The organism is Streptomyces sp. NPDC059567 (assembly GCF_042735655.1).
In the GTDB taxonomy this organism is placed as follows: Bacteria; Actinomycetota; Actinomycetes; order Streptomycetales; family Streptomycetaceae; genus Streptomyces.
This window is the reverse complement of sequence record NZ_JBHWBS010000077.1, coordinates 28,305-37,864: the sequence shown is the minus strand read 5'-3', so window position 1 is coordinate 37,864 and position 9,560 is coordinate 28,305. Positions and strand designations below refer to the sequence as shown.

Here is a 9,560-nt window from a genome sequence, read left to right as displayed (position 1 = left end):
CGTCCTCGTCGACGTTGGGCCAGTTCACCCCCACCAGATCCAGCAGCGTGTCAGCCCAATCCGGCACCGTGACAGCCACGATTCCCAACCCCCGTCAGATGATGATCAGTCAATCGAACAGTCCTACCACGGTGTCAAGGCGACGTGTAATCCGCCATAGCAATCTGCCTAGTTGCGTGGCGCAATGTCGGCGGTTCGACGAACGCCACAGGTCAAGCGGCTGCGGAATCAGTACGACCCGCACAGCGACGGAAGAACGTCGTCGCGAATGCGACTCGGGTGGAGGAGCCGACGACATGGGGCTTGCGGAGCTGGACGAGCGACGCATCGGCGGGGCTAGCGGTAGGGGAGACGCTGCCAAGTCCAAGATCTAGTGTTTCGGCGTTCCGCAGGTCAGGCAGTGATGGCCGGGCCCAGGTCAGCAAACGGTCAGCATCGGTCCCATGAGGGTCCCCGGTTGCCGACCAGGGGGCACGAGCACGGGGCTCGGTCGCGGACTCAAGACCGGCTGGATCGGCCCTTCAGGGCGGCCATCCATGCCTCGACCTCGTCCGAGCGGCGGGGCAGCGAGTCGGAGAGGTTCCGGTTGCCGTCGCCTAGGGTGATCGCCACCGCTCCCGCCACGACCTGCGCCGCCCGTGGGGCCGCCGCCCGCGCGGGCGTCGCCGACGCGGTCGTCGTCGACGCCGGCGCACGTACCGTCCGCTGTCTCACCCTCGGCGACGGCAACCCGGAGCGCTCCGTGCGGCCGGGGCAAGGCCCGCTCGGCGTTCCCGTGCACCTCGGGTCCCCGGTGATCCAGGAGTTGGGGCCGGGTGTCCGCGACACGCCGCCGGCCGACCCGAACGTCATCGCCCGCCTCGCCGCGCGGCAGCTCAAGCGCGTCGCGGGTGCCGTACTCCTGCATACCGGCGGGGGAATGGGCGATGTGGGGGCCCCGCCCGCCGCGGCCGAGGTACGCGCCCGGCTGACCGACGCCGCCCGGTTCGCCGCCACCTCGGTGTGCCGCATCGCGTCCGAGCGGCTCGTCACGGCGGTCGGACGTGCGGAGTTCGAGCTTGTGCTCGCAACGGCGCGTGACCGTGCACTGTCCCGCGTGGTGGCTGCGGGCGCGGCTCCCGACACGGCCCGCATCGAGAGCGTCAGCCACGCGCCGGTCGCCTACCTGCCGGCCGGAGTGCACCGCGTGACGGTGCACGCCGTGGGACAGCCGGCAGCGGGAGTGCCCGCATGAACGCCGCCCGGGCAGAGGCTCCCCCGCTGCCGAGGCTGACCAGCACTGATCTGGGGCGGCTGGCGGTGGGGGCACGGGTGCTCGCCGCAGGCACGGAGGAATCCGCCTACCGAGTCGCCCTGGACTGGGCGGGCGCCGAACTCGCCGCACACGGTCCGGTGCCACTGCTCCCGCCCGAGCGGCTCGGCGGGGTCGGTCTGTGCGTCTGCGTGACGCTGGTCGGCGCCTCGGCCGCCCTCGCCGAGCACCTCCCCACGGGCGAGGAGCCGCTCAAGGCCGTCGCCGCGGTGGAACGCGTCGTCGGGCGCCCCGTGGAGGCGGTCGTGGCGCTCAACACCGCCGCCGAGAACGCCCTGATCGCCCTGGCGACGGCCGCCCGGTGCGGGCTCCCACTCGTCGACGGGGACGGCTGCGGGCGTGTACTGCCACTGTTGGAGCAGACCGTCTTCACCCTCGCGGGGGTGGCCCCGGTCCCGCTCGCTCTCGGCACCTGCGACGGGGACGTGATCACGATCGAGTCGGCGGGGAGTAGCGTGGAGGAACTGGTACGCCCGCTGGTGCTGGCCGTCGGCGGCTGGGCCGTTGCCGCCGCCTACCCCATGGACGGCACCGCCCTGGCCGGCTGCCTCGTGCCGGCCACCGTCAGCCGCGCCCTCGCGGCGGGCTCGGCGACCGAGCGTGAGCGCTTCGCACCGTGGCGGCCGACGAGGCTGTGCCGAGGCCGGATCACCGCTGTGGAGCACGCTCCGGACACCGTGCGCGACGGGGGATCCGGCGCGGCCCGCGACTTCCTGGACGCCGCCGCACTGCCCTCCCGGCCGACCAGTGTGGTGATCTCCGAGGCCGAGGGGCTGCGTCGCCGGTTCCGGCTGGAGGCCCACAACGAAGTACTCCTGGCCCTCGGCGACGGCGCCGTCGTGGCCGCGGCTCCCGACCAGATCCTCATCCTGTCCGCCGCGGACGGAAGCGTCGTGGACGTCGAGCATGCGGTCCTCGGAACAGAGGTCGAGGTGGTCGTCATCGAGGCGGCGCCGCCCTGGCACACGCGTGAAGGCCGAGCCTTGGCCCGGATGGGCGTACCGGCCCTGATGGAGCGGAACGGAGGTGGGCCATGGTGAGGGAACCGGTGGCCGCGGACCGCTACCTGACACTCGCCGAGCTCCTCCAGCACGGGCCGCTCGCCGGTGTCACCACGTACGGGCCGGCCGATCGCACGGTCGACGTGCGGGCCGTACGCATCGCCGACCACCTCGACGCGCTGGACGAGCTGCAGCCGCACACCGCCGTCGTCCTGACCGGCGTCGCCGCGTCGGCGGCGTGGACCATCGAGATGGCCCTGCGCAAGGCATGGGAGCACGCCGCGGCCTGCGTGGTCGTCGCTCGGGGCGCGGGCAACGCGGAATCCGCCGCGGACCTGGCCGAGCGGCTCGGTGTGCCGCTGGTCGTGGTAGTGGGCAGTGCCCTGGACGCCGCCGTGCGGATCGCCTCGGCCGTGGCCCAGCCCGAGGCGGGCCGCACGGCACTGCTGGCGACGGCCGCCCGGCGCATCACCGCGGCCGGACCGCGCCCGGTGCGCATCGTCTCGGCCCTGCACGCAGTGCTGCCGTCGACCGATGTCGCGCTCGTCGCTCCGTCCGGCGAGGTGATCGCGGGCCGGTCGGCCGCGCTCGACGCCGGCGCGGTGGGCGTGCGGGTGGAGGTACCCGACCCGGAAGGCGGTCCGCTCGCCGTGCTGGCCGCGTCTTCCCGGTCCCGCGTCGCGGGCTGGGAGTCGACGGTCCGAGAGGTTCTGGGGCTGGCCGTCGCTCCACTGACGGCCTGGGCGGCGCGGGAGCGCCTGACCTCGGAGCGCTTGGGCCTGCACGCGTCGGGACTCCTTGTGGAGCTCGTGGACCGGGGCGGGGCCGCACCGACGCCACAAGACCAGGAGCAAGGCCAGGATCAGGGCCGGCACCCAGCCCCGGAGCAGGAACCGGGCCCGGCCGAAGAGCGCGACCCGCTGCTCCTGCAGGCCGTGGCGCTGGGCTGGCCCGTACGCGGTCCTTTCGTGGTGTACGTCGTACGGCCCGCAGAACAGGACCGCGGCGCCGCACTGCTGGCCTCTTGGTGGAGCCGGACGGGCCCGGGCGGGCCGCTCGTGGCCTATCAAGGGTGCTGGGTGGCCTGGGAGCGGCAGGATGACCTGCCGTCGGCGCGGGATCCCCTCGCCCGTGCCGGGGAGAAGCTGCGGGCCGCGCTGGTCCATCCGTCCCTGCTGGTGCCGCTGGCCGGGGCGGTGGCCGGCCCGGCCACGGACCTCGCGGGCCTCGGGCCGGTGCTCGCCGACGCGGTGGCCGCCGTGAGCGTCACGCGACCCGGCACGGTCGTGCGGGCCGACCGGACGGGCCCGGAGCAGCTCTTGGCCGCCGTGCCGCGTGACGTGCTGCGCGGCCCGGCCGAGTCACTGCTCGCCGCGCTGCTGGAGGCCGACAGGGACGGCAGTCTGCTGCGCACCCTCGCCGCGGTCCTCGACGTCGCCACACCGTCGGCGGCCGCGGCCAGGCTGGGGGTGCACCGCAATACCGTCACCGCCCGCGTGGAGCGGCTGCGGGCCCTCGGCTGCGACCCCGAGGACCCGAGTCTGCGGCTGGCCCTGCACCTGGCCTGTCGCGTCCTGCTCGACGATCCTTCTGGCGGACCGTCAACGAGCTGACAGGTAGTCGGCCTCCGCCCGTGTCGCGCTGAGCAGCCCCTGACGGATGTCATCGGCGACCGCTTCGACCCTGCGCTCGGAGGCCGGGCCGAAGCCGCCACCCCCGCCGCTCTCGCAACGCAGCACATCGCCTTCCCGTACCGGGAGGGCATTGGTCTTCAGCAGGGAACGCTCGTCGCCCCGGCCGGGGTTGAGCGTCACCCTGGGCGGGGCGCCCGCCTCGCCACCGAAGAGGCCCCAGGCCGGGGTCACCGACCGTTCCCACCACAGCGACAGGTCCTGGTCCGCGGTGAACAGGTACTGGCGTACGACGCCGTTGCCCCCACGGGTGCGGCCCGCTCCCGCCGAGTCGATGCGGACGGCGTACTCCTCCACCCGCACCGGGAAGAGTGTCTCCAGGACCTCGACCGGCATGTCGCGCAGGGAGCCGTTGACGTTGTTGATCAGGCACGTCTCGCCGTCGCCGGTCTGCCAGGCGCCCCAGCCGCCGACGGTGGCCTCCTGGGAGACGAACAGCTTGTCGGTGCGCGGGTCGACCCCGGTGAACTGCACGATCATCGAGTCGCCGTACGAGGCCGCCGCCGCCTTCTCCGGCAGCGCGGGCGCGAGGGCCCTGACCACCAGGTCGATGACGAGGCCCAGGTGCGAGTAGTAGTACTGGCATGCCGCCGGCTCCACCGCGGCGAGCATCGAACCGGGCCGGGTAAGGACATCGAGCGGCTTGAACGAGCCGCCGTTCAGCGGAACATCGCCGCTGACCAGCAGCTTGTAGCCGACCCGGCAGGCTGCGACGGTCTGTGCGGCACCGCAGTTGACCGGCCCGGTGGCCTGGTCGGCGCAGTCGGTGACGTCCATGGTCATGCGGTCGCCGTCCACGGTGACCCGGACGGTGACATGCAGGGGTGTGCCGAGGTCGATGCCGTCGTTGTCGAGCTGTCCCGTGGCCTGGTACACGCCGTCCGGGATCGCGGTGATTTGCTCGCGCTCCAGGCGCTCGGTCTGCTCGAAGATCGCGTCACGCGCTGCCAGCAGGGTGTCCATGCCCCACCGCTCCACGATCTCCCCCAGGCGTCGGCCGCCGGTGAGCGCGCAGGCGACCTGGGCGCGCATGTCGCCGAGCGTGGGCTGCGGGAAGCGGACCTGCCGGGCGATCAGATCCTGCGTCAGCACACAGGGATCGCCACGCTCGTAGATCTTCAACGGCCCCAAGCGCAGGCCCTCTTGGTAGATCGTCGTGGAGTCCATGGATCCACCGGGGTCTTTCGACCCCATGTCGATCCAGTGCGCCCGGGACGCTGCGAAGCCGACCAGCTCGCCGCCGACGTGGATGGGCGCGTAGACGGTGACGTCGTTGAGATGGGTGCCGCCGATGTAGGAGTCGTTGAGCACCCAGACATCGCCCTCCTGCCACACCTCCCGGCCGTACATGCGCTCCGTCGCTCGGGTGCACTCCTCCAGGTTGCCGAGGAAGATCGGCAGTCCGGACGACTGGCCCAGCACGTGGTGATCCCGGTCGAGGAGCGCGACCGCGCAGTCCTTGGCCTCGTAGATCGTGGGTGTGTAGGCCGACCTGATCAGGGTCGTGTTCATGTCCTCGGCGGCCTGGAGCAGGGCGCAGCGGATGATCTCGGTGGTGATCGGATCGATCACGGGGGTAGGGGCGTTCACGCGTTGCCTCCGAGCTTGATGACGAGAAAGCCGTGCGGGTCGACGGCAACGGTCGCGTCCGGTGGGACGACCGTGGTGGAGGTGGCTTCGACGATGACCGCCGGACCGGCGAACTGATCGCCCGCCGCGAGGTGTTCCCGGCGAAGCACGGGCGTCTCATACGCCCGGCCGCCGAACACGACGGACTTGGTTCGGCCGGCCCAGGGGTCTTGGCCGTCCTGCGGCCCGTACGCGGTGGGCTCGGTCTCGGGCAGAGCACCGAGCCCCGTCGTTCGCATCGTGACGAACTCGACCGGGGCATCGGGAGTCGCATGCCCGTAGCGACGCTCGTGCAGCGCGGCGAACCTGGCCGCGGCGCGCGCGAGGAAGTCCTCGTGCAGGGGCTCCTCGGCGGCATCGAGCGGAACGGTCAGGGTGTAATCCTGGCCTTCGTACCGCATGTCGGCGGCGTGCTCGACCCGGCTGCGCCCGGCGGGCACTCCCTGCTCGGCCAGTGCGGCCAGGGCCTGCGCCTGCAACTCCGAGAGGGCTTCCGCCATCGCGGCACTGTCGAGGACGTCACCGGAGGTGAAGAACTGGCGGGTGAGGTCGCGACGCACCTTGGTGCCGAGCATGCCCCAGGCGGAGAAGGCGCCCGGGAAGCGGGGGACGACCACCTCTTCGACGCCCAGCTCACGAGCGATCTCCACGGCGTGCATGGGTCCCGCGCCACCGAACGCGAGGAGCGCGAACTCCCCGGGCTCCAGGCCGTGCTCGACCGTCAGCGTGCGAATGGCCTGGGCCATCTTCGCGTTGGCGACCTCGCAGATCCCGCTTGCCAGCTCCACGGATTCGACGCCCAGTTGTCCGGCCAGCTCACCGACGGCTCGGTGGGCCGCCTCGACGTCGAGCGTCATGTGCCCGCCCGCGAACCACTCCGGATCCACCCGGCCCAGTACGGCGTTGGCGTCCGTCACCGTGGGGCGGGTGCCGCCTCGCCCGTAGCAGGCCGGTCCCGGAACCGCTCCGGCCGACTCGGGCCCCACCCGCAGCCCGCCCGCCTCCATGTACGCGATCGAGCCGCCTCCCGCGCCGATGGTGTGCAGGTTGACCAGCGGCATCAGCACCGGAAAGCCGTCCGCTGAGCCCTCGTTGGAGATGTCGGGCCGCCCGTCGAGCACCAGCGACACGTCGAACGACGTACCCCCCATGTCGACACAGATGGCGTTCGGCCGGCCGAGGAGCGCCGCCGCGGCCACGCCTCCCATGGTGCCCCCGACCGGTCCTGACAGAAGCGTCTGCAGTGGGTTGCGGCGCGCGAAGTCGGCGTTGACCACTCCACCCGACGACTGCATCACCTGGACGGGCACACCCAGCCCGCGCTCGGTGAACCGCTCCTCGATCCGCCCGAGGTAGCGCCGCACGACGGGCCCCGTGTACGCGTCCAGGACGGCGGACGAGGTGCGCTCGTACTCACGCCACTCACTGGCCACCTGGTGAGAGAGGACGATCATGACCTCCTCGTCCTTCAGCTCCTCGGCGAGGATCTCGCCGGCCCGCACCTCGTGAGCGGGGTTGACGTAGCTGAACAGGAAGGAGACCGCGACCGCGGTGTAGCCCTCGGCCCGGACCCGCCGCGCCGCCGCACGTACCGCGGCCTCGTCCAGCGGCCTCAGCTCCTCACCGCGCCAGTCGAGCCGTCCGCCGGCCTCGGCGGTGGCCCGCCGCTCCACCAGGGGCACGGGCTTGCGGTAGTGCAGGTCGAACATGCGGTCCCGGTTACCGCGCGCGATGTTGTAGACGTCGCGCATGCCCTCGGACATGAGGAGCAGGACGTGGGCGCCCTTGCGTTCCAGCAGCGCGTTCAGCCCCTGTGTGGTGCCGTGCACGAAGAACGAGATCGCGGCGGGATCGTCCACCACCCTCCCGAGTGCGGCGAACACGCCCTCGGCCAGATCACCTGGCGTCGTCGGAGCTTTCGCCGCGATATAGGTGCCGCGGATCTCGTCGTACGCGACGACATCCGTGAAGGTGCCACCGATGTCCATGGCCACCCGGTACGTCATTCCAGCCTCCCTGCTGTCCGGAGAATGGACGGACGTTAACCAGGGCGGCCCGGGACGCGAGTGTGCGGCGTGCACGGATGGCGGGGGTCGGTCAGGCGCGCCGCACAGGCGCCGTCAGACGCCGACTGCGGGTACCCCGCCCGGCTGCCGGACGTCTTCATGGAGATGCACGATGAGCCAGCTGCCATCGGTGTCCCTGCGTAGCAACGCCGTGTTGCGCACCAGCTCGGGACGTGACGGCACTCCGTCCGAACCCGGGGCGAAGTCGACGCGCAGCCAGTAGCGCAACAGGGCCGTATCGCCGAATACGTCGACGACCGGGTCGTAGGCGGCGAGGCCGGTCTCCACCGGACCGCTTCCGGGCGTCGTCCGCTCGTCGCGCAGCCGCTCCAGGTCGGCCCTGCCGAGGAGCAGCGGATCGGCTGCTGAATCCCAGACCGTCGCCTCCGGGTCGAGCCGCGCATCGATGGCCGTCCGGTCCCCGGCCGTGTAGGCCTCGTACATTCCGATGATCACCGCCCAGACAGCGTCGGCGTCCGAAGGGGAGGCGCCGGGGCGTGCGAGCGGGCCGGACGGGGTGCGTGACGACATGGGACGGCCTCCGAGAGCTGCTGGATCAAGTGGGGCGTCACTGTAACCAGGCGCCGCCCCACGCCGGCTGCGGCTCCGGACACCGCGTACCCGGCGCGCCAGGGCCGGGTCGCAGAAGGCTGCGACCCCCGACCGCACCTGGCGATGCGTCAGGAGAGTCGGCAACCGGTCGGCGTGAGCCCTGCAACATCTGGGGACAGCTGACCGGACATGCGAATCGTTGTAGGCTCCGGCCATCGCCCTTGACCTGCGTGAAGCAGGCAGGGAGCAGACACATTGGGAGTATTCGCATGCTTCGTACCATGTTCAAGTCCAAGATCCACCGGGCCACCGTGACCCAGGCCGATCTGCACTACGTCGGCTCCGTCACCGTCGACGCCGACCTCATGGAGGCGGCCGATCTGCTGCCCGGGGAGCTCGTGCACATCGTCGACATCGACAACGGCGCGCGGCTGGAGACCTACGTCATAGAGGGCGAGCGGGGGTCCGGGGTGATCGGGATCAACGGGGCGGCCGCCCATCTGGTCCACCCCGGCGATCTTGTGATTCTGATCAGCTACGCCCAGGTCGAGGACGCCGAGGCGCGCGCGCTCGTGCCGCGTGTGGTGCACGTGGACGCGGACAACCGGATCATTGAGCTCGGAGCCGACGCCTCCGCGCCGGTGCCCGGGAGCGACACGCTGCGCAGCCCGCACGCCGTGCCGGCAGGCGCCTGAACCGAACGAGGGAGACGCATCACATGGCCGAGCCGGAGATCAGGGACGACCGGGAGAAGGGGCGCCTCGAGGCGTTCGAGGACGGCTCCTACGTCGGCGTGATCGTCTACTTCGTCCTCGACGCCGAGCCGCACGCACTCGTCGCCGTCCACACGGTCGTGGAGGAGGGCAACGAGGGCAAGGGCATCGCCGGGTCGCTCGTGCGGGAGTTCTATCGGATGGCGGCGCGGGCGGGCGTCCCCGTCGTGCCGCTCTGCCCGTACGCCGCCAAGTGGGCCGAGAAGCACCCCGATGAGGCGCCCGTGCCCGCGGAGGACGTCGTCCGCGCTGCCAAGCAGCAGCTCAAGGCCACCCCGGGGCTCTGGTGACACTCGTCCTGCTGCACACCTCCGCCGTTCACGTGCCCGTCTTCGACGGGCTGCGCGACCGGCACCACCCCGGACTCGACCTGCGTCACCTCGTCGTCGAGGAACTGCTCGAACGGGCCCGGATCGACGGGCCGGAAGCCGTGGCCGGGGCCCGCCCGGGGGGCCCCCCGGCGGCCGGGGGGGGCGGGCGCCCCCCCCCGGCGGGCGCCCGCGGGGGCCGCCGCGGGGGGGGCGCCCCCGGCGGCG

The 9,560-nt window shown here is 72.2% G+C and carries 8 protein-coding genes and 1 pseudogene; 6 read left to right on the top strand and 3 right to left on the bottom strand.

Annotated features, from left to right (window positions below):
- The first annotated feature begins 601 nt into the window (after positions 1 to 601).
- Genes ACFVZW_RS27455 through ACFVZW_RS27445 form a run of 3 tightly spaced genes read left to right on the top strand, consistent with a single transcriptional unit; the run spans position 602 to position 3,926 of the window.
- Positions 602 to 1,234, top strand: a complete 633-nt coding sequence (locus ACFVZW_RS27455) for a hypothetical protein (protein ID WP_384526492.1) — start codon at positions 602 to 604, stop codon at positions 1,232 to 1,234.
- A complete protein-coding gene (locus tag ACFVZW_RS27450) occupies positions 1,231 to 2,352 on the top strand; it encodes a DUF917 domain-containing protein (RefSeq protein WP_384526489.1) in 1,122 nt (373 codons plus the stop codon). The genes ACFVZW_RS27455 and ACFVZW_RS27450 overlap by 4 nt, the downstream gene beginning before the upstream one ends.
- Positions 2,346 to 3,926, top strand: a complete 1,581-nt coding sequence (locus ACFVZW_RS27445; RefSeq protein ID WP_384526486.1) for a PucR family transcriptional regulator — start codon at positions 2,346 to 2,348, stop codon at positions 3,924 to 3,926. Before ACFVZW_RS27450 ends, ACFVZW_RS27445 begins: the two co-directional genes overlap by 7 nt.
- Here the strand turns inward: ACFVZW_RS27445 and ACFVZW_RS27440 are convergent.
- The 3 genes from ACFVZW_RS27440 to ACFVZW_RS27430 form a co-directional block, all read right to left on the bottom strand.
- Positions 3,915 to 5,576, bottom strand: a complete 1,662-nt coding sequence (locus ACFVZW_RS27440; protein WP_384526483.1) for a hydantoinase B/oxoprolinase family protein — start codon at positions 5,574 to 5,576, stop codon at positions 3,915 to 3,917. The genes ACFVZW_RS27445 and ACFVZW_RS27440 overlap by 12 nt on opposite strands.
- Before the next feature lie 14 nt (positions 5,577 to 5,590).
- Positions 5,591 to 7,639 (bottom strand): hydantoinase/oxoprolinase family protein, encoded by a 2,049-nt coding sequence (locus ACFVZW_RS27435; protein WP_384526480.1) that lies wholly within the window; start codon positions 7,637 to 7,639, stop codon positions 5,591 to 5,593.
- Between the two features lie 114 nt (positions 7,640 to 7,753).
- Positions 7,754 to 8,230, bottom strand: coding sequence for a YybH family protein (locus ACFVZW_RS27430; RefSeq protein WP_384526477.1), 477 nt, complete (start codon positions 8,228 to 8,230; stop codon positions 7,754 to 7,756).
- A gap of 290 nt (positions 8,231 to 8,520) precedes the next feature.
- Between ACFVZW_RS27430 and panD the strand changes: the two genes are divergently transcribed.
- The 3 genes and pseudogenes from panD to ACFVZW_RS27415 form a co-directional block, all read left to right on the top strand.
- The gene (gene panD, locus ACFVZW_RS27425; RefSeq protein ID WP_384526474.1) at positions 8,521 to 8,946 is read left to right on the top strand and encodes an aspartate 1-decarboxylase; all 426 of its coding nucleotides are present in this window, start codon (positions 8,521 to 8,523) and stop codon (positions 8,944 to 8,946) included.
- Positions 8,947 to 8,969: 23 nt separating this feature from the next.
- Positions 8,970 to 9,314: a GNAT family N-acetyltransferase gene (locus ACFVZW_RS27420; protein WP_384526470.1), complete on the top strand. Its 345-nt coding sequence runs from the start codon at positions 8,970 to 8,972 to the stop codon at positions 9,312 to 9,314.
- Positions 9,311 to 9,560: pseudogene (locus tag ACFVZW_RS27415) on the top strand (arylsulfatase); the annotation flags it as partial. The gene ACFVZW_RS27420 and the pseudogene ACFVZW_RS27415, both read left to right, overlap by 4 nt.